This window comes from Cupriavidus lacunae, assembly GCF_003353055.1.
In the GTDB taxonomy this organism is placed as follows: domain Bacteria; phylum Pseudomonadota; class Gammaproteobacteria; order Burkholderiales; family Burkholderiaceae; genus Cupriavidus; species Cupriavidus lacunae.
The window spans coordinates 38,845-62,255 of sequence record NZ_QKWJ01000028.1 but is presented as its reverse complement, the minus strand read 5'-3'; the positions used below and the strand labels follow the sequence as shown (position 1 = coordinate 62,255).

Annotated in this window: 19 protein-coding genes; 8 read left to right on the top strand and 11 right to left on the bottom strand. The window is 63.4% G+C overall.

Annotated elements, in window-relative coordinates; all coding sequences use genetic code 11:
- Positions 1-12 precede the first annotated feature (12 nt).
- The 3 genes from DN412_RS21720 to DN412_RS21710 form a co-directional block, all read right to left on the bottom strand.
- A complete protein-coding gene (locus tag DN412_RS21720; RefSeq protein WP_114134847.1) occupies positions 13-1,566 on the bottom strand; it encodes a class I adenylate-forming enzyme family protein in 1,554 nt (517 codons plus the stop codon).
- The gene (locus DN412_RS21715; protein WP_115213467.1) at positions 1,567-1,827 is read right to left on the bottom strand and encodes a hypothetical protein; all 261 of its coding nucleotides are present in this window, start codon (positions 1,825-1,827) and stop codon (positions 1,567-1,569) included.
- A 111-nt stretch (positions 1,828-1,938) separates the two neighbouring features.
- The gene (locus tag DN412_RS21710) at positions 1,939-3,072 is read right to left on the bottom strand and encodes a saccharopine dehydrogenase family protein (protein WP_114134845.1); all 1,134 of its coding nucleotides are present in this window, start codon (positions 3,070-3,072) and stop codon (positions 1,939-1,941) included.
- An 867-nt stretch (positions 3,073-3,939) separates the two neighbouring features.
- On the opposite strand from DN412_RS21710, the gene DN412_RS21705 reads away from it, so the two are divergent.
- Positions 3,940-5,337, top strand: a complete 1,398-nt coding sequence (locus tag DN412_RS21705; protein ID WP_115213466.1) for a TetR/AcrR family transcriptional regulator — start codon at positions 3,940-3,942, stop codon at positions 5,335-5,337.
- 162 nt (positions 5,338-5,499) lie between these two features.
- Here DN412_RS21705 and DN412_RS21700 read toward each other — a convergent pair whose 3' ends face one another.
- The 6 genes from DN412_RS21700 to DN412_RS21675 form a co-directional block, all read right to left on the bottom strand.
- On the bottom strand, positions 5,500-5,859 hold the full coding sequence (locus DN412_RS21700) for a hypothetical protein (protein WP_115213465.1): 360 nt from the start codon (positions 5,857-5,859) through the stop codon (positions 5,500-5,502).
- 10 nt (positions 5,860-5,869) lie between these two features.
- On the bottom strand, positions 5,870-6,010 hold the full coding sequence (locus DN412_RS43465) for a hypothetical protein (RefSeq protein WP_161564024.1): 141 nt from the start codon (positions 6,008-6,010) through the stop codon (positions 5,870-5,872).
- 177 nt (positions 6,011-6,187) lie between these two features.
- Complete coding sequence (locus DN412_RS21690; RefSeq protein ID WP_115213464.1) at positions 6,188-6,886, bottom strand: TetR/AcrR family transcriptional regulator; 699 nt, start codon at positions 6,884-6,886, stop codon at positions 6,188-6,190.
- Between the two features lie 281 nt (positions 6,887-7,167).
- Complete coding sequence (locus tag DN412_RS21685; protein ID WP_115213463.1) at positions 7,168-7,479, bottom strand: EthD family reductase; 312 nt, start codon at positions 7,477-7,479, stop codon at positions 7,168-7,170.
- 248 nt (positions 7,480-7,727) lie between these two features.
- Positions 7,728-8,408 (bottom strand): c-type cytochrome, encoded by a 681-nt coding sequence (locus tag DN412_RS21680; RefSeq protein ID WP_115213462.1) that lies wholly within the window; start codon positions 8,406-8,408, stop codon positions 7,728-7,730.
- Entirely contained in the window at positions 8,409-9,884 is a 1,476-nt protein-coding gene (locus DN412_RS21675; protein WP_425267436.1) for a flavin monoamine oxidase family protein, read from the bottom strand. It lies immediately after the preceding gene.
- A 558-nt stretch (positions 9,885-10,442) separates the two neighbouring features.
- On the opposite strand from DN412_RS21675, the gene DN412_RS21665 reads away from it, so the two are divergent.
- Entirely contained in the window at positions 10,443-11,759 is a 1,317-nt protein-coding gene (locus DN412_RS21665; RefSeq protein WP_115213461.1) for a M23 family metallopeptidase, read from the top strand.
- Positions 11,760-11,803: 44 nt separating this feature from the next.
- On the opposite strand, the gene DN412_RS21660 is transcribed toward DN412_RS21665, so the two are convergent.
- Both DN412_RS21660 and DN412_RS21655 read right to left on the bottom strand, forming a co-directional pair.
- Positions 11,804-12,877 carry an ATP-binding protein gene (locus tag DN412_RS21660; protein ID WP_115213460.1) on the bottom strand — a complete coding sequence of 358 codons (1,074 nt, stop codon included), beginning with the start codon at positions 12,875-12,877 and terminating at the stop codon, positions 11,804-11,806.
- Positions 12,874-13,614, bottom strand: coding sequence for a response regulator (locus DN412_RS21655; protein ID WP_115213459.1), 741 nt, complete (start codon positions 13,612-13,614; stop codon positions 12,874-12,876). The genes DN412_RS21660 and DN412_RS21655 overlap by 4 nt, the downstream gene beginning before the upstream one ends.
- A gap of 131 nt (positions 13,615-13,745) precedes the next feature.
- On the opposite strand from DN412_RS21655, the gene DN412_RS21650 reads away from it, so the two are divergent.
- The 6 genes from DN412_RS21650 to DN412_RS21625 all read left to right on the top strand — a co-directional run bounded on the left by DN412_RS21650 (position 13,746) and on the right by DN412_RS21625 (position 23,290).
- A complete protein-coding gene (locus tag DN412_RS21650) occupies positions 13,746-14,903 on the top strand; it encodes an efflux RND transporter periplasmic adaptor subunit (protein ID WP_115213458.1) in 1,158 nt (385 codons plus the stop codon).
- Positions 14,904-14,923: 20 nt separating this feature from the next.
- Complete coding sequence (locus DN412_RS21645; RefSeq protein ID WP_115213457.1) at positions 14,924-18,067, top strand: efflux RND transporter permease subunit; 3,144 nt, start codon at positions 14,924-14,926, stop codon at positions 18,065-18,067.
- A gap of 3 nt (positions 18,068-18,070) precedes the next feature.
- Positions 18,071-19,513 carry an efflux transporter outer membrane subunit gene (locus tag DN412_RS21640; RefSeq protein WP_115213456.1) on the top strand — a complete coding sequence of 481 codons (1,443 nt, stop codon included), beginning with the start codon at positions 18,071-18,073 and terminating at the stop codon, positions 19,511-19,513.
- A 29-nt stretch (positions 19,514-19,542) separates the two neighbouring features.
- Positions 19,543-20,364: an alpha/beta hydrolase gene (locus DN412_RS21635; RefSeq protein WP_244222736.1), complete on the top strand. Its 822-nt coding sequence runs from the start codon at positions 19,543-19,545 to the stop codon at positions 20,362-20,364.
- Between the two features lie 155 nt (positions 20,365-20,519).
- Positions 20,520-22,106, top strand: a complete 1,587-nt coding sequence (locus tag DN412_RS21630; RefSeq protein ID WP_115213480.1) for a PAS domain-containing hybrid sensor histidine kinase/response regulator — start codon at positions 20,520-20,522, stop codon at positions 22,104-22,106.
- Positions 22,103-23,290 carry an adenylate/guanylate cyclase domain-containing protein gene (locus DN412_RS21625; protein WP_114134836.1) on the top strand — a complete coding sequence of 396 codons (1,188 nt, stop codon included), beginning with the start codon at positions 22,103-22,105 and terminating at the stop codon, positions 23,288-23,290. The genes DN412_RS21630 and DN412_RS21625 overlap by 4 nt, the downstream gene beginning before the upstream one ends.
- Positions 23,291-23,411: the final 121 nt, after the last annotated feature.

Sequence of the window (23,411 nt, the reverse complement as noted above, 5' to 3'; positions counted from 1 at the left end):
TGATCGCTCGTCTCAGATTTTGCGTTGCTGGCCTTGCCAGTACTGCTCACGCAGGTCTTTCTTCAGCACCTTGCCGACCGTGCTCCGCGGCAACGCGGCCACGAAATCCACGCTTTTTGGCGCCTTGACCGAGCCAAGCTTGTCCTTGCACAGCGCGACGAGTTCTTCAGCACTCACGGTGTGACCCGCGTTGAGTTCCACCACCGCCTTCACCGCTTCGCCCCACTTATCATCGGGCACCCCGATCACCGCGCAGTCCTGCACCGCGGGGTGCGCCCAGATGACTTGCTCGACCTCGCTCGGGTACACATTGAAGCCGCCGCTGATGATCATGTCTTTCTTGCGGTCGGTGATATGCAGGTAGCCGTCGGCATCGAGATGGCCGATGTCGCCGGTGTGCAGCCAGCCGTCGACGATCGTTTCCGCCGTCTTGTCGGGCGCCTTGTAGTAGCCCTTCATGATGAGGTCACCTCGCACGCAGATTTCACCGGTCTCGCCTTGCGGCAGCACCTCGCCGCGATCATTCAGGATCTCGACGCGGATCAGCGGGTTCGGACGGCCCACCGAAGACAGCCGCTCCTCGGATGCAATCTTGCCGTCGACGAAATGCTCGGCCGGCGTCATGTTAGAGATCGATGCTGCGGCTTCGGTCTGCCCATAGCCTCCCGCCATGACCGGGCCAAACACCTCGATCGCGCGCTTGAGCTTTTCCACCGACATGGGTGCGGCGCCGTAAAGGAAGTACTTGAGCGACGAGAAATCCTGCTGTTCGATGCCGGGGATATCGAGCAGACGGTAGATGACCGTCGGCGGTAGGAAAAATTCAGTGACGCGGTGCTTGGCAATGGCGGCAAGCAACAGCACGGGATCGGGCTTCGGCAGCACGACCACGGTGCCCCCGCGCGCGGTACACGGCAGCGACATCATCCCCGCGGTATGCGTCATGGGCGCAGCGGCAAGGTTGACCGGGCGCTGCGTGCCATACGGGAACGCGATCATGAACTGCGCGAAGTAAGTTTGGAACGCGCGATGCGTGTTCATGACGCCCTTGGGCGCGCCCGTCGTGCCGCCGGTGGCCGACAGCGTGACGATGTCATCCATGTCGTACTCGACGCAAGGCATGGTCGAAGGTTGGCCGGCGATCCATGTGGCAAGCGAGGGCGCCCACGACAGTTCAGCGTCAATGCACACCCACAGCTTGACCATCGGCAGGCTGGAGCGAAGTTCTTCGAGCATGGGTGCGAAGGCCTGGGTGAAGAACAGCGCTTCGCAGTCGAAGGCGTTGAGCACGTACTGGTTCTCGGCCGGGGCGTTGCGGCCATTGACGGGGATGTACACTATGCCGGCGCGCCACATGCCTAGCGCGCAGCCCCAGCCGACCACGTCGTTGTCTGCCCAAACCGCGGCCTTCGCTTCCTTTTCCAACCCGGCAGCCAGCAGTCCATTGGCGACGCGGCACGAGAGCTCACCGATCTCCTGGAACGAGAAGCTGCGCTCGCCCTGGATATAGGCGATGCCGTGGGGGTTGATGCGCCACCCACGGTCGAAGAAATCAATGATTGCCATTTAAGTGTTCCTTTGAAGCCATACCAGGTCAGTGCCGGGGCGGCCCATGCCATCCGTGTAGGGGTCGAACCGCCCCGCGCGGTGGCCTTGCGTATAAGGGTCGAAGCGGCGTGAGCCAGCGTCATCGGTGCCGGCGTCTGTGCGTGAATCCTGAGCGGCCAGCTCGGACGTGCCGATACCGCTGGTCTGCGTCCCCGGCTCGCCTGATGCCAGCCCGCCCGCCACGATCACTGCGGCAATGCCAATGTGCTTGAGTCGCATAGCGAACTCCTTCTTCAAGTGACTTTCAGCACCGCCCCACAGTGTCCGAGGCGTGCTGCGCTGTGTGCCCTGTGCGGCCTGATGCTTTGTCAGGCCGCACGGCATTAGCTTTTACAGCTGCGAGATCGTGGCGCGCGCCAAGCCACGTTGCTCCAGGAAGCCGAGCAGGTAGCGGTGTCCGAACGCTTTCGAGCCGGATGCAAAGCCGACCTTGGCTGCATCGCCGTCAATGAGCTTGATGGCGCCGGCAGCCTGAATGGCGCCGGTGGCGATGTACGGCGTAATGCCGTGCAGCGTCGCGCGCACCGAGGCAAGCTGGCCACGGCCGATGGCGAAGTCAACAGTGCGATGCAGCGACGTGCGCTCGCGCGGCGGCATCGACGGGGTCACAGAGTCGACGAGCTGCTTGAGCACCGCATCCTGCTGTTCACGCGGCAGATGCGCATACTCCGCATCCCACTTCTGGCCGAGCCCGTGCACCATTTGCATCGCGTTGTTGTCGTAGAAACCTACGCACGAGATACAGCTGCGCACGCGAGGATCGTGCTCGAAGTACACCGGCAGCGACGTGCCGCCCCACGGCAGCGCGAACACCGGCTGCAGGAAATCGGGAGACGCCACGTTGAAGGAGGCCTGCTTTTCATGCGGCACCAGCGCCTTTTCCCACAGATAGCAGGATTCCTGGCGATAGCCTTCGAAGATGGTGGCCGTGGAGCCGACGCTGACACCGGCGCCGGCACCGCGCGGGCCGCGGGTCAAGGTTGCCGTCTCGATCGCATCGACCCCCGGCGTTTCGAGCGCCAGCTCCGCAGCGATCTCAGCAAACGTGTACATGTACGCGTTCGACGGCGACAACAGCAGGCCAGCTTGACGGTACAGCTCGCCAAACTGGTCGCGCACCTGGCGAATGAAATGTTGCTCACCGGTAGTGTCGAGGTAGTGGCAACCGGCCTTGAGCGCCGCTTCCACCGCAACCAGGCCGAAATTGAAGAACGGCCCGACGGTGTTGCAGACGACCTTCGCGCCTCGGAACGCATTCACGAGCGCATCCACGTTGTGTTCCGCTTCGATGATCTCGTAGTTGGCCGATTCAAGCCGCACGACGCGCTGCGCCATCATTTCCCTGGTCCGGCCTGCGTTGCGCGCCACGGCGGTGAACGGGATGTTCTGGTCGATCAGCCAGTCCATGATCAACATGCCGGTGTAACCGCTTGCGCCATAAACGACGACGGGGTGCTTTGCCATTGTTTGTCTCCTGATACTTCAGTTGTTAAGGGTAGGGCTATTCAAACGTGAACCGATGCAGGGAGCTGCCTTCGTGTCGCCCCGGTCTACGCCTGTTCTCATCGTGGGTGACCAGGAGCGGCGATGCCCCCTCTGCCCTCCAGGGCGGCCATTCGTTCTGCGCTTCTCATGCGTTCATCTTTGTAGGATGCACAAACAAACATAGGACAAATTACAAACATGAAGAGAACAATGAAAGGCGGCGTTTCTTATTCTGTCGGATCTCCTGTCTTGCGATCCGGCTGCGTGCCTCTCCCGCCCGGGAGCCTTCCCTCGGTGGTCATGGGCACGCTTGTGCATAGTCAGCATTCAACTCGGCGGCGACACGCCTCCAGCTGGCTGGAATGCGCTGGAATACCATGAGTTGAGGGAACCAAATCCTCACCCTATCCCTCGCTCGGCGCCCCTTGACCATGCCCCATACACGTATCAATGACCCACAGATTACGTATTGATGACCAAATAATAACGGCGACGTGACCTAACATCAAGGTGGTTAATGTTAGGGGAAACACCAACGCAACCCCGCACAAACGATGTCGAATCCAGCCGACCTCGCCTGCCATGGGGCGTGATTTGCCCCGCCGGATGCGCTTCGGGCGCAGGGGCAGTCACAGATTCCTTGGAATCCTTGGCTCGGGAGGATCAGGCGAAGGCCAGGTGCGCCTCCAGATCCGCTGGAGCCTGGCACTGGAGTGCTGAGTCGGCTACGAGAAAATTTGGTCAGCAAGCATGCACACAAGCAAAGAACACTGCCACGGCGTTTCGACCTTCCATCGGGATGACCTATAATGCAGACAACTTCATGTGAGCTTCAGGAGAACCAACGTGCAACAGAGGGCGGTCAAGCAAGGAATTCCTGACCATTTCGAGGCAGCAAAACCCGACATGCAATCTGCAACGCAACGAAAACGGGAACTGCGCATTCGGGAGATTATTGATGCCGCCCGTCAGGTATTTCAGGATGATGGCTATGCCGGGTTCGCGACACGTCGCGTGGCGGATCGCGTTGGTATCACGCTTGGCAATCTCCAGTACTACTTCCGAACCAAAGAAGAACTGTTGCGCACAGCGCTCCTGGCATATGTGAGCCAAGTCATAGAGGACTACACGACGATCGCGAATCGCCCGGGAATTGGCGCCGCGCAACGTTGCACCGCACTGATAAATCGTATCTTTCAGAACATCAACGAGACCGATTTACCGAAGTTCATGGTCGAGATCGAGGCTTTTTCTTCGCATGAACCCTATGCTGCGGAATTGCTGAACGATATGCAGGCACAGTTTCGAGGCATTTTTGCAAAGTTGCTGTCAGAACTCCACCCGGCGCTGACCAGCGAAGCGTGCCTGCTGCGTGCCGCCGTGATAGTCGCCCAAATGGAAGGAATGACGATGTTCGCCTCCCACGGCGATTACCCCGGAAGAGACTATGTCGAGTTCGTTCGCCTGGCAAAGCGCACCGTAAAACTGGTTGTGAGCGCTTCGACGCAGATCCTGGATAGCGAAGCGCCTCGTCGTCGTTCCCGTCCTCGTGGCGCTGACGCCGGCAGACCGGCACAACTGGATCTGCGGGCGCACCAATCGGCTCAAGGCGCCGTCCATTACCGGCCGACGGCTCAAGGGAAGCGCAGAGAACTCAAGATCAATGAGATCATTTCTACCGCCGCTAATCTATTGGCCACGGAGGGCTATGCAAACTTCACCTTGGCGCGAGTGGCGAAAGAACTTGGAATTCTGCCATCGGCTCTTCAGAACTACTTTCCAACCTATGATGACCTGCTTCGCACGACAATTAGCGCGCTGGGGCAGGCTTATGTGGACCGCTACGCGGAGATGGGTAAGCCAAGCAGCAAACCAGTGCAGGAACGTCTGATTGAAATCGCTGCAGAAGTCTTCGAAGAAGCCTGTGACCCTGCGGTGTATCGACTCTGGGCAGAGATGTTTGCACTGGCCCAGCATTCGGATATCACGCGAGAAATTGTGAGAAGCGTCTACGCAGCCTACCGGGTAGGCTACGCTGATCTCATACGGGAAATCGATTCCTCGGCAACAGCACGTGAGTGCCTCGCTCGCGCGACACTCATCGCGGCACTGGTGGACGGCGCATCGACGCTCAGGTTTGGTTCGCAGACACAGCCAGTGAATCTCGACCGTGTATTCGAACTGATCGTGGCGATGACGGCTCGGATCGCACATGGACACGTTGCCATAAGCAGCGCAGACTAAGATCGACTTCCAAAACACATCGACCAGGACTGGCCCTGATGACGGTTGAGGAAGGGCAAAGAGAGGACTGTGCGCTTCGAGCACCACGAACGGCGCGCAGCCGGCATGGCGCAGGTCCGGCGCTGCCGTCATTCCCGCTAGGGTTTCGCTGTTTTCTGTGCCTCATTGCGAGTCGAGCGCGAACCTGCGAACGCCCATCTCCCTTCTCATGCTTCTGTGCCTGACAGCCCAGACGAGCCCGCGTAGTGCTTGCTGATCGGCCTGTAGAACGGCGGCTGTACATTGTTCCAGGACTTCTGGTTCCGGGAACAACATAAGTTCGGCCGCGCTTCCCAGCACCAACGCAATTTCCAAAGGCGATCCCGCCGCGAGCGCGTGCCTCAAAAGGCTCGACAGGCGGCGTTCGATGCCGGCGCCGTTTGCGGCATCCACGCGAATGCGCGCGACCGAAGCGCGGATCCGGTGGAGTAGTTCGCTGGAGCCGGGGTGCTGCGCCCATGCGGCTGCGGAATATGTCGTCATGGCTGCCTTTTCAATGCAAACGATTGGTTTGTCCTTCGCGCGCGAGGCGGTGGACAGAGTGCTCGATTGCGCTTTCCTCTTCGCTCAATGGCGCCTCGAATACGGTCATGCGGACCGCCGGCAGCGCTTCGGTCTTGTGCAAACGACTCATTTCGAGGGACTCCTCCTGCGATGGAAGCCGGCGTACCAGCCTGCTTGAGATCCGGCCACGCACAAATTAGAACACTCTACCTAACATAGGTCATGTTGACAAATATAAGGGCTAAAAAAAGACAGGGTATTCCCTGTCTCCGTGAGTCCGCCGCGCGCCGTTTCGTCCCGCCTGCGGCTAGGTGCCAACGTCAGTTGACTCCCCCCCGAGCACGAGACGATTGACTGTCGTCCGGAATGCGGCGTCGAGCCCGCGCGGGTAGTCGCGCTTGTTCCGTCCCGCGCCGAGTTGCAGAGCGAGGCCGTCAGCCAGGGCGATGAGCAGCGAGGCAGCGTGCAGGCTTTCGGCCATCTTGAATCTCGGATTCACGCCACGCACCAGTTCGGCAATGCTGCGCGTCAACTTGTCATACCACTCGTCGAACATCCGGGCACACTCGGGATCAGTCGACGCCAGAGAAACGAAGTGCCACCACAGCGCCGAGTCCTTGGCATTCCTCGCATCGCTGAGCACCTTCTCCAGCAGCGCGTCGAGCGATTCGCGTGGCGAGGCGCCGTCTTCCAGCGCACGGTTCAGGTCCTCGAGATAGCTGTCGATGATCGGCGCCATGACCGCCCGCAGTACGGCCTGTCTGGTCGGAAAATAATACTGGAGGTTGCTGATGCTGATGCCGGCACCGAGGGCGACGGCGCGCAGCGAGAACTCCAGGCTGCCGCCTTCCAGCAGCAGCTTTCTGGCAACGCGGACGATGGCATTGCGCGTGCGCAAGCCCTGGGCCCGCAACCCTTCGGGAGCGGCTCGCGCAAGTGCCTCGCTCGAGGGTTGACGCTTCCTGTTAGTGCGCCGCGCAGCAGGCGTCTTCGTTGTTTCCGTCATGTTTGTACACATTGCCTAACGAAAGGCCTAATGATAGCGCGTCGCCGCGTCTACGCAACGCCACCTGACAACAACCTTTGTCTTTTACTGCGTCACGCCTCCGCTAATCGTGTGGCGCGCCGGGCAATCATCTAGCTACCATGGAGGCAGCCCGCGCTCGAGGCTTCATTTTTGTGCTAGACATAATTACGTCAGGTCGTCATGACAGACACCAACAGAAAGAAAGGGCGGGGGACTACCCTGTCTTATCCGCACCTTGTGCGCGCCTGGCAGGATCCACGCTACGCCCGTACCGCGCTGATCTGCAGCATCGGGGCAATGTTCGTGTAGTTCGGCACGTCCGCGAGGATTGTGTTCGCGTGCGGCTCGAATGCCGCCTGGAACGCGTCCACCGAGTCGAAATACATGTGTGCGGCGGCACGGTAGTTCGGTGGCTGTCCGGGCGCGCCGCCAGCGAGCCCCTCCTCGACTTCGCTGCGCTTGCATGCGTCTCCCAAGAGCCGCCGCACCATTGGCATGTGCTCGTCCAGGTAATAGGCAAGGTCGAAAGTGCTGCCGTCGTGATTCGGATAAAACACGCTGACTTTGATCATTGTTGTTGCTCCATTCAGGTAAAGATGGGTACATCGGGAAAGCGGCCGTGCGGCCAGCAGCACGGCGAACGCCGAGAGCAATCCGGCCTCGCCAGGGGACTCGCACCCCCAAAGCTGTTGCGAATGTCTCAGCTCAAAAAGAATGCCGTGCTGCCACGGCATCTAAAGATCCCAGCGAAGACCACGGAGCCGGGATCTAGGAGATGTGACCGACGTACTTGGGCGGCATCGAATCGAGCTTGCGTCGGCTAACGGCTCGCGGCGACGTCGCGGTCGGGCGAGACGCTCGCCAGGTACCGCGCCACCGCGGGAACGTCCTCGCTCGATAATGTCGCGGTAATGCCGTTCATGGCGCCGGTCGGATCCTTGCGCGCGCCCGTTTTGAAGTCGGCAAGCTGCTTCGCAAGATAATCCGCCCCTTGCCCCACCAGACGCGGCGCCTGATCCTTGCCCATCAGCTTCTCGCCATGGCAAGCCTGGCAACTCCGGGCCTGGACGAGCGCCAGCCCGCGTTGCTGCAGGTTCGCATCGGCGGGAACGTCTTCATTCCGCGTCGGCACTTGCTGAGCGAAATAGGTGGCGAGTGCATCGATCTGCGCGTCGGACATCTCCTTGGCAAGCGGTCCCATATATGGGTTAGGCCGCTGGTCGTTGGCGAACGCATGCAACTGGGCTGCGATGTACGCCTTCGGCTGGGCCGACAGCGCCGGATACCACGCGTTCAGCGATTGCCCGCGCGGACCATGGCATACAAAGCACGTTTCCTGCGGCTGCGGCCACGAACCGGCATTGACCTTTTCGGCTTCACCAATCCGGGCCATGGCTTTTTCGTACTGCATGCCGTCCAGAATATCGCGTCCATAAAGCGCTCCCGCGCCAACTACTGCTGCGATCGCCACGATGGCGACGATGATAAGGGGCCTTTTCATTTACGCCACCTTGCCTTGATGAGCCAGAGCAGCAAGCGCCTGCAACGCAGCCCGGTGACCAGAGCGCACCGCGCCGTCCATTGAGCCTGCCCAGAGGTCGGCAGTTTCAGTGCCTGACCAGATCACCCCGCCGACCGATGGATGGAGGAATTGCCCCCACTTCGTCAGGAAACCCGGAGGTAGAGGATGAATGCACTGCAGCGTCCACGGATCGACCCTGCCCCAGTCATGGTCGTGGAACTGCTTTGGGCGCAGCGCCCCCTTCCCGAACGCCTTGGCATAGATCGCCGACAGTGTCCGCTTCGCGGCTTTGGGGTCGCTGGGCAGCGACCCCGGCGACACGAACGCGCTGATGATGCCGACCGACAGGTCCGGAGGCGAGTTGTCATAGGCCATGGAAACAGGTCCGCCGACCTGGAAGATCTGGCCGTTCAGACCATCATCCCGCCAGAACGGCTTGTCATAGACGTGAACCGTCTTGCGCATCGGCGCATTCGCGGGCCAGCGCCGCTGCAATTGCGTGCGGCCTTCGGGCAGCGGCGGATCGTAGACAACCTGCTGACACAGCGCCGGATTCATCGCAACGATGACACGGCGTGCGCGCACCACGCCCTGGTCTGTGTGGACTTCAACAACGTCACGATTCCAGCCTGCAATCTTGCGTACCGGACAGGACAACCTGACCTTGTCGCCAAGATCCTTAGCCATCTTGATACTGAGGACCTGCGAGCCACCGACGAATCGTGTTTCCTGCGCGCCACCTTTGGTCGATTCGAGCTGTTCCAGGCTGTTGCCAGCGCTGTTGATCATCGACAAATAGAACAGCAGCCCAAGCTGTGCCGGGGCGCCGCCCGTCGTCAGTTTCGCTGCCAGGCCCATGAAGTATCCGTCCTCGTACTTCAAGCCTTGTTTCAACAGCCAGTCACCGTACGTCAGCTTGTCAAGCTCCGCCGCATTCCTGGCTTTCCACGGTTCGCGCGAGGGCACACCACGCGCCAGCTCGGCAAGCTTGGCGCCAATCGCATCGTCGGTACCAATGCCGCCATGAAAATCCTGCGCCACTCGGCTATCACCGGCCAGCACCGTAGTCTTGCCCGCGTAGAAGGTCGGGAAAGTATCGACTTCAAGCTCGCGCGCCAGGTCGGCAATTGCCGTCTGGCCAGGGCCGATCCACTGGCCGCCAGCCTCCGAAACCACACCGTTCCCAAGATCGTGGTTGTACGTGCGCCCCCCAACGCGATCCCGCGCCTCGAGGACAACAAACGATTCGCACCCGGCGCGCTTCAGGTCGCGCGCGGCCGTCAGCCCCGCCAAGCCCGCGCCGATGATCGCGACGTCGAGCACGCCGCGGTCCGTTGATGCCGTCGCAGTCCCCTCTGCCATCGCGACCTTTGCCGCGGCCAGCGACGCCGCGCCCACGGCTGCCATGCGCAGGAGTTGACGCCGGCCCGGTACCTCCGGTTGGATTTCCGGCATCACGCTCGATGCCTCACAGTTTTTCATTTTATTGTTCCTCTTCAAGCACGTTCAGGAGGATTGAATCGAACGCTCCCTTAGTAGAACCAAACACCAAAGTTAGGTCAGTATGACAAATATGGGAAATGAGAAAAAGACAGGGTATTCCCTGTCATGCCGAGTCACAAGCAAAGAGGCGAGCACAACGGATTCCTCCAACAGGTTGCATGGCATGCGGAGGGAGCCAGCCACCCCTCAATCGACTCCATGCCGGTTCGCGGCCGGGCTTGCCATCCCCTCACAGGGAAAACCCCCAGTTTCTCTTTTTTCATACTTTGTCATTATGACCTATCTTTGTCTTCATGATCGACAATTGCATTGCCAGAATTCGAGCCTTCACCGATTCCGGTGTGGTTCAAATAGAGTCATTGGCGACATCTTGTCGAACGAAGACATCACGGCATTTGCGAGTTACCTCGTCAGGATGTCGCCTGACCGCGGGGAGATCGGAACCCGATAGGGACCGACATCGCAGCAAGGGTCGTTGGCCAAATGCGCAGGTCAGACTGGAGATGGGAAATGCGCGGATACAGACCGTCCTGGCTGACCGCCGGCGTGGCGGCAGTTCTCACGCTTTGCATGGCGGCAGCCATGGGCGTGGCGCCCCACAGCGCCTACTACGACCCGGCTGCGCCGCGCCGGCAGGACGCCATTCGACTGCCCGACCTGCGCGAACAGCTCGAAAAGCTGGCGGATGCCGGTGCCACCTACTTCCACGAGGAGACCGTGCAACGCGGCGACACCGTCGCCACGCTGCTCAGGCGCCTTGGCGTGGAAGATCCCGACGCACAGCAGTTCATCTCCAGGGATCCGGCGGCGCGCACCCTTTTCGACCTTCAGCCGGAACAGCTCGTCCAGGCCGAAGTCGACCAGGACAAGCTGCTCGTCTCGCTGCGCGCGCCCATTGACGGCAACATCAACGCCTCGCGCGAACTCCTGATCGGGCGGGCCGGCGGCTTGCAGAAGCCCGCCTTCCAGGCAAAGCTGCAGTCAGTCAGAAACGAACTGCGCTACGAGATGCGTTCCGGCGCGATCACGGCGGGCGGGTTCTTCAGGACAATGGACATCGCGAATGTGCCCGAAGACATCGTGCGGCAGTTGATCTCGATCTTCTCGGGCGTGGTCGACTTCCAGCACGACATCGTTCAGGGCGATCGCTTTCGCATTGTCTATGAGGCGGGATTCCGCGATGGCGCGCTGGTGCGCAATGGCCGCGTCGTGGCAGTCGAACTCGTCAACCGCGCCCAGCTCTACCAGGCCTTGTGGTACGACGGTGCAGAGGGCAGCAACACCGGTGACTACTACACCTTCGACGGACGAGCCATGGCGCGCCCGCTTCTCCGCTCGCCGGTCGAGTTCTCGCGCTTGTCGTCGGGCTTCGGCTGGCGCAACCACCCGTTGCACCACCAATGGATCCAGCACAAGGGTGTCGACTTTGCCGCCCCGACGGGAACCCGGGTCTTCGCCACAGCGCAGGGGACCGTCGACTTTGTCGGCCAGCAGACTGGCTACGGCAATATCGTCATCCTGAAGCATCCCGACGGCTACTCGACGTACTACGCACATCTGTCGGGCTTCGCCGGCATCCAGCCCGGCCAGCGCATCAGGCAGGGGCAACTGATCGCGTACGTCGGCCAGACCGGCTGGGCGACCGGACCGCATCTGCACTACGAGCTTCGCTTCAACGACGTGCCGCAGAACCCGCTCAGTGTCATGCTGATGGAGCCCGTCATGCTGACCGGACGCGCACGCCAGGGCTTCCTTACCCATGCCAGCGACATGTTGAGCCGCATCGACGTCCTGCGCGGCATTGAAGTGGCATCCAGCCTGAGCTGAGCCGCCGGCCCTTGCAGGGTGGCCTGTTGGCCCACCGGGCGCCGTTAGCAAGATTGGCGATCGCCAATATCAGGCCAAGACACTTCGAATGTCGTTCCGCCCCCGGCCGACGGGTTGCAGGTAGCCCGCCCGCCGTGTGCGTGAGCGATAGCCGCCACCACGGCCAGTCCCAGGCCGCTGCCGCCTGCGTTCCGGCTCGCGTCGCCCCCGCGCCGGAAGGCTTCGAAGACATGCGGCGCAACATCGCCCGGAATGCCGGGGCCATCGTCCTCGACACGCAAATGGCATCGGCCCTGCTCTACGCGGGTCTGGATCCGGATGGCACCCGGCACGGCGTACCGGCGCGCGTTCTCCAGCAACGCCAGCAAGGCTTGCCGGATGCGCACCGGATCGCAGTGCATCGGCTTGCCATCCAGATCGAGGACAGGCTGCAGGCCCGCCGCCTCGAGCGCATCGCCGAAGACCGCGACGACGGCGCCCACTTCGGCGGCAAGGTCGGTTTCCTGTCGCTGGAGTGCCAGATGCCCGCTTTCCGCGAGGCTGATCACGCGCAGGTCCTCGATCAGCCGGACCAGCCCCTCCACCTGCATGAGCAGACTGCGGAACTGGGATTCATCGGGATGGAAGACGCCATCGGCCAGCCCTTGCAGGCGTCCGCGCAGGATGGTGACCGGCGTGCGCAGTTCATGCGCGATCGCGGCGTTCCAGAATGCCTGCTCGTTGGTCACGCGCTGCAACTCGCCTGCCAGCGCGTTGAACTGGTCCGCCAGCAATGCCGCCTCGCGCAGCGAGCGGTCGCCCGCGACGGCGCGTGCATCGAGATCGCCCTGTGCGACGCGGCGGATGCCGTCGGCCACCGAGTTCAACGGCACCAGGATGCGGCGGGCCAGGTTGACGCCGACGATGATTGCCAGGGCCAGGCCTGCCAGCGTGGTCGAGATCAGCCATACCCATTCCGGGCCGCTCGGGATCCAGCTCGACTCGGCAAGGTGCGCGGGCCAGTACCGCGAGGCCAGATAGTAGAAAACGGTAGCCGTCGCCACCACGAGCAGCGTGACGCCAAACGCCATCGCCGCCATCGACAGCGCGATCTGGCGGCTCAGACCCTGCAGCTTCATTCGGTGCTCCACAGCTTGTAGCCGACCCCGCGCACGCCAACCGGAATGCCGGTGACGCCAAGGTCTTCGAGCTTCCTGCGCAGCTTGCTGATGTGGCTGTCGACGGTCCGCTCCAGCGCATCGCCTTCCGGCAGGCAGGCGGCCATCAGTTCGGCACGGCTGAAGACCCGCCTGGGCGCGCGCGCGAGTTGCGCCAGCAGCTTGAACTCCGTCAGCGTCAGCGCAAGTCGATGGTGCTGCTGTCCCACCTGCACCGTCGCTTCGTGATTGTCCAGATCGATCTCGAACGGCGCCGCGCGCAGCACGCGCTGCTGTGTGCCCTGGCTTGCCCCCGACATTGAGCGGCGCAGCACGGCCTGCGCGCGCGCCACGACTTCCGCGGGATTGAACGGCTTGACCACGTAGTCGTCGGCACCGATGCGCAGCCCCATCAGCTTGTCGATGTCCTGGTCCAGCGCCGTAAGCATGATGACGGGGGTATCGCCACGGTGGCGGATTTCGGTGAGCACTTTCCAGCCGTCGACATGGGGCATCTGCACATCCAGCAGCACCAGGTCGGGCTTGAGCGACAGGTGCAGTTCCAGCGCCTTGCGGCCGTCAGGGGCATGCACGCTGCGCAAGCCGCTGCGTGCAAGGTAGGCAGCCAGGATCTCGGCGATCTCGGGTTCATCCTCGGCAATGAGTATCAGGGGTTGGACGCTTTGCGCTGCGTCGCTCAGTGGGGTCGTATCCGGCATGTTGCTGCTTCACGCTTACGCTGCGTCTCCATCGAATCTCCATGGTACCGCACGAGAAACTCCATCGGCCACGGGCAAACTGCCGCGCATCCCACGTCGGCATGTGACTGCCGGCGCATCACGGAGTCCACATGAAGAACCAACGATGGTGCCGCTACAGCGGCGCATGCGCCCTTGCGCTGGCGATGCTGGCAGGCTGCGGGCAAGGCCAGCCGCCCGCTGCCCCGGCCCCGATCGAAATTGCCGCCGCGACCGTGGCGGCCACCCCGCTGCATCTGACCGAAGACCTGCCCGGCCGCGTTGCGGCGGTGCGTACCGCGGAGATCCGGCCGCAAGTCAGCGGCATCGTCCAGCGCCAGCTGTTCGAGCAAGGCACCGAAGTGCGCGTCGGCCAGCCGCTGTTCCAGATTAACCCCGCGCCATTGAAGGCCGACATGGAGACGGCCGCCGCAGCGTTGCAGCGCGCCGAGGCGGCCCTGTCGCGGGCACGGGTGCAGGCCGCACGGCTACAGCCGCTCGTGGAAGCCGACGCGATCAGCCGACAGGTCTATGACGACGCGGTGTCCCAGCGGGAACAGGCGGCGGCCGACGTCGCGCAGGCCCGTGCCATGCTCGCGCGCCGCCAGCTCGAGCTGAAGTTCGCCACGGTGGAAGCGCCGATCTCCGGCCGCATCGACCAGGCGCTAGTCACCGAAGGCGCGCTCGTCGGCGCCAGTGACGGCAATCCCATGGCGCGCATCCAGCAGATCGACCAGGTCTACGTCGACGTCCGCCAGCCAGCGGCATCGCTGCAGTCGCTGCGGCAGGTGCTGGCGACGCGGCAAGCGGCAGCGGGCAATGAATTGCCGGCAATGATCCTGCGCGACAGCGGCGAGCCGTATGACGTCACCGGGCGCATCCTTTTCTCGGGCGTCAACGTCGACGCCGGTACCGGCGACGTGCTGCTGCGCGTGCTGGTGGACAACCCGACGCGCCAACTGCTGCCGGGCATGTTCGTGCGCGCCCGCATTCCTCGCGCAAGCTACCCGGACGCGCTGACCGTACCGCAGCAAGCGGTCGTGCATGTGGGCGGCAAGCCCCAGGTCTGGACCGTCGATGCGGCCAGCCAGGTGCATATCAGCCCGGTGTCGCTGGGCGAACTGGTCGACCGCCGGTATCGCATCCAGGCAGGCCTGAAGGCCGGCCAGAAGGTTGTGGTCGAGGGCATGGAGCGCCTGTCCGATGGCGCCAGGGTCACCGTGCATGACCAGGGGGCGCCTGACTCGCGCCCCGCGGCTTCCACGCTTTGAAATCCGGCGAGAGTCCTGCCATGTCCGAATTCTTTATCCGGCGCCCGGTCTTTGCCTGGGTGATCGCGCTGTTTATCGTCCTGCTGGGCGTGATTGCCCTGCCCAACCTGCCGATTGCGCGCTATCCGTCGGTCGCGCCGCCGACCGTCACCATCACCGCGACCTACCCCGGCGCCACGCCGCAGACCATGAGCGACGGCGTGTTCAGCCTCATCGAGCGCGAACTGTCCGGGGTCAGGAACCTGCTCTACTTCGAGTCGTCCACCGATACCTCCGGCACGGCGCAGATCACCGCCACCTTCAAGCCGGGCACCGATCCGGCCATGGCCCAGGTTGACGTGCAGAACAAGCTCAAGACGGTCGAGCCGCGTCTTCCGCAGGCCGTGCGCCAGAACGGCCTGATCGTGGAATCGGCGTCCTCGGGCTTCCTGATGCTGATCGGCCTGAAGTCCGACAGTGGCCGCTTCGACGAAGCCGCGCTCAGCGACTACATGGGGCGCAACATCGTCGAGGCGTTGCGGCGTGTCGACGGCGTGGGCCGCATGCAGATGTTCGGGGCCGAGCGCGCCATGCGCGTCTGGGTCGATCCGGCCAAACTGAACACCTACGGCCTCTCGATGAGCGATCTGACCACGGCGATCGGCCAGCAGAACGCGCAGATCGCGCCTGGCAGCGTCGGCGCGTCCCCGGCCTTGCCGGGCCAGCGCGTGACAGTGCCGCTGACGGTGCAGGGCCAGCTGACATCGCCCGAGCAGTTCTCTGCGATCGTGCTGCGCGCCAACGCCAATGGTGCGAAGGTCGTGCTGGGCGACGTCGCGCGCGTCGAACTGGGCTCGCAGTCGTACAACTTCGTCAACCGTGAAAACGGCAAGGCCGCCACATTCGCCGCGGTGCAGCTTGCTCCGGGCGCCAACGCCGTCAAGACCGCGGAGGCCGTGCGGGCGCGGCTGGCCGACCTGAGCAAGGCGATGCCGGCCGGCATGGAGTATTCGATTCCGTTCGACACCGCGCCGTTCGTGAAGATCTCGATCGAGAAGGTCGTTCATACGCTGTTCGAAGCCATGGCGCTGGTGTTCCTCGTCATGTACCTGTTCCTGCAGAACGTGCGCTACACGCTGATCCCTGCCATCGTGGCGCCGGTGGCGCTGCTCGGCACCTTCACGGTCATGCTGGCCTCGGGCTTCTCGATCAATGTGCTGACGATGTTCGGCATGGTGCTGGCCATCGGCATCATCGTGGACGACGCCATTGTCGTCGTCGAGAACGTCGAGCGACTGATGGCGGAGGAAGGCCTCTCACCCAGGGCCGCGACATCCAAGGCGATGAAGGAGATCACGGGCGCAATCATCGGCATCACGCTGGTGCTGACGGCCGTGTTCCTCCCGATGGCGCTTGCGAGCGGTTCGGTCGGCGTGATCTACCAGCAGTTCACGCTGTCAATGGCGGTGTCCATCCTGTTCTCGGCGCTGCTGGCGCTCACGCTGACGCCCGCGCTGTGCGCGACCATGCTCAGGCCGGTTGCACCGGGCCATCACGGGAAGCGGGGCTTCTTTGGCTGGTTCAACCGCCGGTTCGATCGCCTGACGCAATGGTACGAGACCCGCGTCGGCCGGCTGGTCGGGCGCACGGGCCGCGTCATGCTGGTGTTCGGCGCCCTGTGCTGTGCGATGGTGTTCGGCTTCAAGACGCTGCCGTCATCGTTCCTGCCCGAGGAAGACCAGGGCTACTTCATGACAGGCTTCCTGCTTCCCGCGGATGCCACGACCGAGCGCACGCAGGATGTGGTGAAGAAGCTGGAACGGCATCTCGCCTCTCGCCCCGCGATCGCGTCGAGCATCTCCATCATCGGCTATGGCTTCTCCGGCATCGGCCCGAACGCCGCATTGAATTACGCGGTGCTCAAGGACTGGGACAAGCGCAACGGCGCGACGGCCCCCAGTGAAGGGATGCTGGCGCAGGCAGCGATGGCTGGCGTCACGGAAGGCACGGTGATGACGCTGCAGCCGCCGGCCATTGACGAACTGGGCAACAGCTCCGGCTTCACGATGCGGCTGCAGGACCGCGCCAACCAGGGTGCTGCGGCACTCAAGGCTGCCGAAGTCGAGCTGCTCGAACTCGCCGCGCAAAGCAAGGTCGTGACTGGCATCTATCCGGACAGCCTGCCGCCGGGCACCAGCATCCGCCTCGAGATCGACCGGCAGAAGGCCCAGGCGCTGGGCGTGTCTTTCGCGAGCATCAGCAACACGCTGTCCGCCGCGATGGGCTCGACCTACGTGAACGACTTTCCTAACGCCGGGCGCATGCAGCAAGTGATCGTCCAGGCCGATGCGCCCGCGCGCATGCAGATCGACAGCGTGCTGAAGCTCTACGTACGCAACGCGAGCGGCGGCATGGTGCCGCTGTCCGAAGTGGTCCGGCCCGTGTGGTCCGAGACGCCACTGCAGTTGGTCCGCTTCCAGGGCTACCCGTCCGCGCGGATTGCGGGCAGTGCTGCCCCGGGCTACTCCAGCGGCGCGGCCATGGCCGAAATGGAGCGTCTGGCCGTGCAACTGCCAGCGGGCTTCGCGGTCGAGTGGACCGGGCAGTCGCTGCAGGAGCGGCAGTCCGCGTCGCAGGCACCGATGCTGATGGCGCTGTCGATGATCGTGGTGTTCCTGGTGCTGGCGGCACTCTATGAAAGCTGGGCCATTCCGCTGTCGGTGATGCTGGTGGTGCCGCTGGGGCTGCTCGGCGCGGTGGCTGCCGTGCTGTTGCGCGGCTTGCCGAACGACGTGTTCTTCAAGGTCGGCATGATCACCGTGATCGGTCTGTCGGCCAAGAACGCGATCCTGATCGTCGAGTTCGCCAGGCAATTGCGCGAGCAAGGCAAGGGGCTGGTGGCGTCGGCCGTGGAAGCCGCGCGCCAGCGCCTGCGCCCGATCCTGATGACCTCGCTGGCGTTCGGGCTCGGCGTGGTGCCGCTGATGATCGCGGCAGGCGCCAGTGCCGAGACCCAGCATGCCATCGGCACCGGCGTATTCGGCGGCATGGTGGCCGCCACCGTGCTGGCCATCTTCTTCGTTCCCGTCTTCTTTGTGTTCGTGATGGGCTTGCAGGAGCGCCTGGGGCGGTGGCTGAAGCCCCGCCGCAAGCAGGCTGCACCCATTCACGGACAAGAGGGCTAAATCATGCGATTCCTCATTCTTCCGCTTGTCCTGGCCTTGTCGGCTTGCTCGTTGACGCCCCAGCTGGTCAAGCCTGAGCTACCCGTGCCCGCGTCGTTCTCGGCAATGACCGCCGCTGCCAGCGAACATTCACAGGCCCCCGCGCAGGCCGCCGACCTGGGCTGGCGCACGATGTTTGGCGACCCGCGTCTGCAGCGCCTGATCGAACTGGCGCTGGACAACAACCGCGACCTGCGCATGGCTGCGCTGGCCGCGGAGGCAACGCAGGCCCAGTACGGCATCCAGCGCGCCGCGCGGCTGCCGGCCATCGACGCCAACGCGGCCTTCACACGCCAGCGCACCGCAGCCAATGCGAACGTTGACCCGGCCATCACCGCCGCCACGCAGAAGCAGTTTGGTGTCGGCGTGGGCCTGAGCGCCTTCGAGATCGATCTGTTTGGCCGCGTGCGCTCGCTGTCAGACGCCGCCTTCGCCCGCTACCTTGCAAGCGAACAGGGTCACCGCGCCGCGCGGATCGCGCTGGTCGGCGCGGTGGCGGATGCCTACTTCGCGGAGCGCCTGGCCGGCGAGCAGCGCCAGCTGGCCGAGCGCACGCTCGCCGACTGGCGGCAATCGCTCGACCTGGCGCGGCGCCTGAAGGAAAGCCATCAGAACAGCGGCCTGGACGTGGCGCAGGCCGAGGGTCAGGTAGCCAGCGCAGAAGCCGACCTGGAGGCGCGCACGCGCGCCGGGGCACAAGCCCGCAACGCGCTGCGACTGCTGGTGGGCGTCGAACTGCCGGACGATCTTCCCACAGCCCTGCCGCTGGAACATCAGCCCGTGGTGAAGCAATTGCCTGCGGGCCTGCCGTCCGATCTGCTCCTGCGCCGGCCGGACATCCTGCTGGCGGAGCAGCAACTTGTGGCGGCCAATGCCGATATCGGCGCCGCGCGCGCGGCGTTCTTCCCGCGCTTGTCGCTGACTTCATCGCTGGGCTTTGTGAGCCCGGCCCTTTGCGGCCTGTTCGACGACGGGCACCGTACGTGGAACTTCGCGCCACAGGTCACGCTGCCGCTGTTCCAGGGCGGCAGGCTGCGCGCCGAACTGCGCCTGGCAGAGCTGCGCAAAGACAGCGCCGTCGCCGGCTACGAACGCGCTATCCAGACGGCGTTCCGTGAAGTGTCCGATGGCCTGGCCGGACGCGAGACGTTCGGCCGGCAAATCGATGCGCAGATCCGCGCGGTCGGCAGCGCCGAGCGCCGCACCGAGCTTTCCAACCTGCGTTACCAGGCTGGCGTCGAAGGTCGGCTGGAACTGCTGGACTCGCAGCGCCAACTGTACGCCGCGCGGCAAACGCTTCTGGACCTCAGGCGCAGCGAGTTCGGTAATGCCGTTGCGCTCTACAAGGCGCTGGGCGGTGGAATGTCGGACATCGATACCCCAGTTGGCGGCGTCGCACAGCCCTGAATCCGGGCGATTTGTCGAAACGATTTGCGATGGAATACGAACACAAGAACAATATGGGCGCCGAGGTCGTGCTGCTGGTCCACGGGCTGGGCGGCACCGAGCATGACCTGGGCCAGCTAAGGACCCGGATCACCAGCATGGGCATGCAGACCGCGGAGCTGCTGCTGCCGGGGCATGGCAGCCAGCCCGAGGCGCTGCGCGGCGTCAGGCTGGAGGACTGGCTCGCAGCGCTGCGCGGCAAGCTGGCCAGCCTGCGCGAGCAATACCGGACGGTGCACATGGTCGGCATGTGCATGGGCGCGCTGCTGGCGCTGGAGGTCGGCAAGATCGACGGACTCGGGCGCAACGGGCGGGACCGCCTGGTGCTGCTGGCGCCGCCTCTGTTCCTCGATGGCTGGTCGCTGCCGTGGTATCGCCCGGTCCGGCATGCGCTGTATCGCATCCCGATGCTTGCCGACTACGTCAGGGTCCGGGAACGCAGCCCTTACGGCGTGAAGAACCAGCGCCTGCGCAAGCTGCTCAAGCGGCGTTTCTCTCGCGGCGACGGTCGCCACTATCCCTGGGTGCCGTTGAGCACGATTCGCGAACTCGACCGGCTAAGGCATAGCGCCAGGCAGGGGCTGGATCTCCTGCAATGCCCTACCTTGCTTGTTCACGCCGCGGACGATGAGCTGACAAGCCTGAAGTCAGCCCAATACATTCGCGACCGGGTCAATGGTAACGATGCAGGCAACCGCACCGATCCAAGGGCGCACCTTGTCCTGCTCAGCGACAGCTACCACATGATCTGCATCGACAACGAGCGCGAAGAAGTCGCCCGGCAGGTAACAGCGTTCCTGGCTGCCGCCTGAAGTGGCGCACTATCGACTCGCGAGTTGACCAATGGCCTCCCCGCGCATGCCGGTTTGCACCAGCCGTGGCTGCGCGTATGCTTTTCCTGGTGACGCGGATTCCGGCTGACCTGCCTTGCACGCAGACGCCAGACCGCCGGCTGCGGGGGCACATCATGCACAAGCAGACTCGCGACGAATCGGGAAAGGATGGTCCTTCCGCACTCGACTTCAGGCAGAGCGAGCGGCACTTCAGGCTGCTCGCCGACGGCATCCCTCACATGATCATGACCGCCGATGCGGATGGCCAGATCGATTACTGCAACCTTCGGTGGACCAGCTATACCGGCCTCAGCCTCGAGCAAACCAGGTCCGGTGCCTGGAAATCGGCCGTCCACCCCGAGGACATCGCGCGCAATCTCGGCCACTGGGAAGACGCGGTGGCAAGAGGCTGCGAGTACGAAATCGAATATCGCCTGAAACGGGCATCCGACGGCGTCTACCGATGGCACCTCGAACGCGGGTCGCCCTTGAAGGATGCCGACGGCAAGATCGTAAAGTGGCTGGCATCCAGCACTGACATCGAAGCGCTCAAGCAAGCCCAGGCCTCTGCCGAAAGCGCCAACCATGCGAAGTCGGAGTTCCTGTCGAGCATGAGCCATGAGTTGCGCAATCCGCTGAACGCCATCCTTGGCTTCGCGCAACTGATGGCCTCCGAGGCTCCGCCGCCGACTGCGTCGCAGCAGGCCAGCATCGACCAGATCCTCAAAGCGGGCTGGCATCTGCTGGAGCTCATCAACGAAGTGCTCGACCTGGCGAGGATCGAAGCCGGGCACGCGTCGCTGTCCCCCGAGCCGGTATCGGTCATCGACACCTTGCACGAGTGCCAGGCAATGCTTGAGCAGCAGGCCCTGAAGCGCGCCGTTCGCATGCGGTTTCCCGCCGCCGAACCACCCTGCTTCGTCCGTGCCGACCGAACCCGCCTGAAGCAGATCCTCCTTAACCTGCTGTCCAATGCCATCAAGTACAACCGGGAGCAAGGCTCGGTCGATGTGCAGGTGACGACGACGGAACATCGCGTATGCGTCAGCGTCCACGACACGGGCGCAGGGCTGACACCGGAGCGGCTCGCCCAGCTATTCCAGCCATTCAATCGCCTGGGGCATGAGGCGGGCCCCGTGGAAGGCACCGGCATCGGTCTCGTGGTGGCCAGGCGGCTGGCCGAGTTGATGGGGGGAACGATCGACGTCGAAAGCACGCCCGGCGTGGGCAGCGTGTTCCGGGTCGAACTGCCCGCCGCCGCCCCGCCGGCAATGGCGGGCGAACACCCGGCGACCGTCGCGCCCGTGCGGTCGCCGACCGAAGCCCATTCCACGATGCACACGCTGCTGTATGTGGAAGACAATCCGGCCAACCTCAGGCTCCTTGAGCAACTCGTCGCGCGCCGCGCGGATGTGCATCTGTTGTCCGCGGCCACGGGGACACTCGGTGTCGAGCTCGCGCGCGCTGCCCTGCCCGAGGTCATCGTCATGGACATCCATCTGCCGGACATCAATGGCATCGAAGCCCTGGGGCGCCTGCGCGACGACCCCACGACGATGCATATCCCGGTTATCGCCCTCAGTGCCAACGCGATGCCGCGCGACATCGAACGTGGCATGAAGGCAGGATTCTTCCGGTACTTGACCAAGCCGATCAGGATCCAGGAGTTCATGGACGCACTGAACGCTGCGCTCGAACGACCGAGAACAGACTTGCCATGATCCAGGCAACGGACATCCTGGCCGCGAAAATCCTGGTCGTTGACGATCTGGAGGCCAACGTCCTGTTGCTCGAAGGGATGATGCATGCGGCGGGCTACACCCGTGTCGAGTCAACCACCGATCCACGCACGGTCGGCGAGCTTCACGGCAGGAATCACTATGACCTGATCATGCTGGATCTCCAGATGCCTGGCATGGACGGGTTCGAGGTCATGGAGCACCTCAAGGCCGTCCAGCCGGACAGCTACCTCCCAGTGATCGTCATCACTGCCCAGCCCGACCACAAACTGCGTGCGCTGCGGGCTGGCGCAAAGGACTTCGTCAGCAAGCCATTCGATCTCGGCGAAGTGCTGATGCGGGTTCGGAACATGCTGGAGGTGCGCCTGCTGCACAAGGAATCCTTGCAGCATGGCAAGGAGCTCGAGCGCAAGGTCCAGGAACTGGAAGCGAGTCGGGAGACAATCGTTCACCAGAGCGATGAACTCAGGCGCCTCTATGAAAAGCTCGTTCGCGAGCAACAGGTCACCGAACGGCTGCTCCTCAACGTGCTGCCTTCGCCCATCGCCGAACGCCTGAAGCTTCGATCCGATCTCATCGCGGCCGGCCCACCGGAAATCATTGCCGACAGGTTCGAGGAAGTCTCGGTGCTGTTCGCCGACCTCGTCCAGTTCACGCGATTCTCTCCCGCCCTGAGCCCCGAAGGACTGGTGGCAGTACTCAACGAGATCTTCGCTGACTTCGACGATATCGCCGACGACCGCGGGTTAGAGAAGATCAAGACGATCGGCGACGCATATATGGCGGCGGCCGGCCTTCCGGTTCCTGCAGTCGACCACGCGGCCCGGGCCGCTCATATGGCGCTGGACATGCTGGAATACCTTGACCAGTTTAACGAGCGAAGCGGATACGGTTTGCAGTTGCGGGTCGGCATCCACAGCGGCGCCGTCGTTGCCGGCGTGATCGGCCGACGAAAATTCATTTATGACTTGTGGGGTGCAACCGTCAATATTGCGAGCCGAATGGAGTCCCACGGTATCGCCGGCCGGGTTCAGATTACCGACGCTACTCGGCAACGGCTTGGAAAACCGTTCCTGCTGGAAGCGCGGGGGCCCATCAACGCGAAGGGTATCGGCGAGTTACGTACGTGGCTTGTCACTGGACGAACCACTGACGTCTCCCGGTAATCGTATGCTTGCCGCGACGCGACGCGGTCCCGCCGATGGTGTCGGTTCGCTTCCAGCAAAGCGGATCCCGCTCCAGGCGCACGCTTGATTCGTGGCTTTAATGGGACCGGTCGTTGCAACT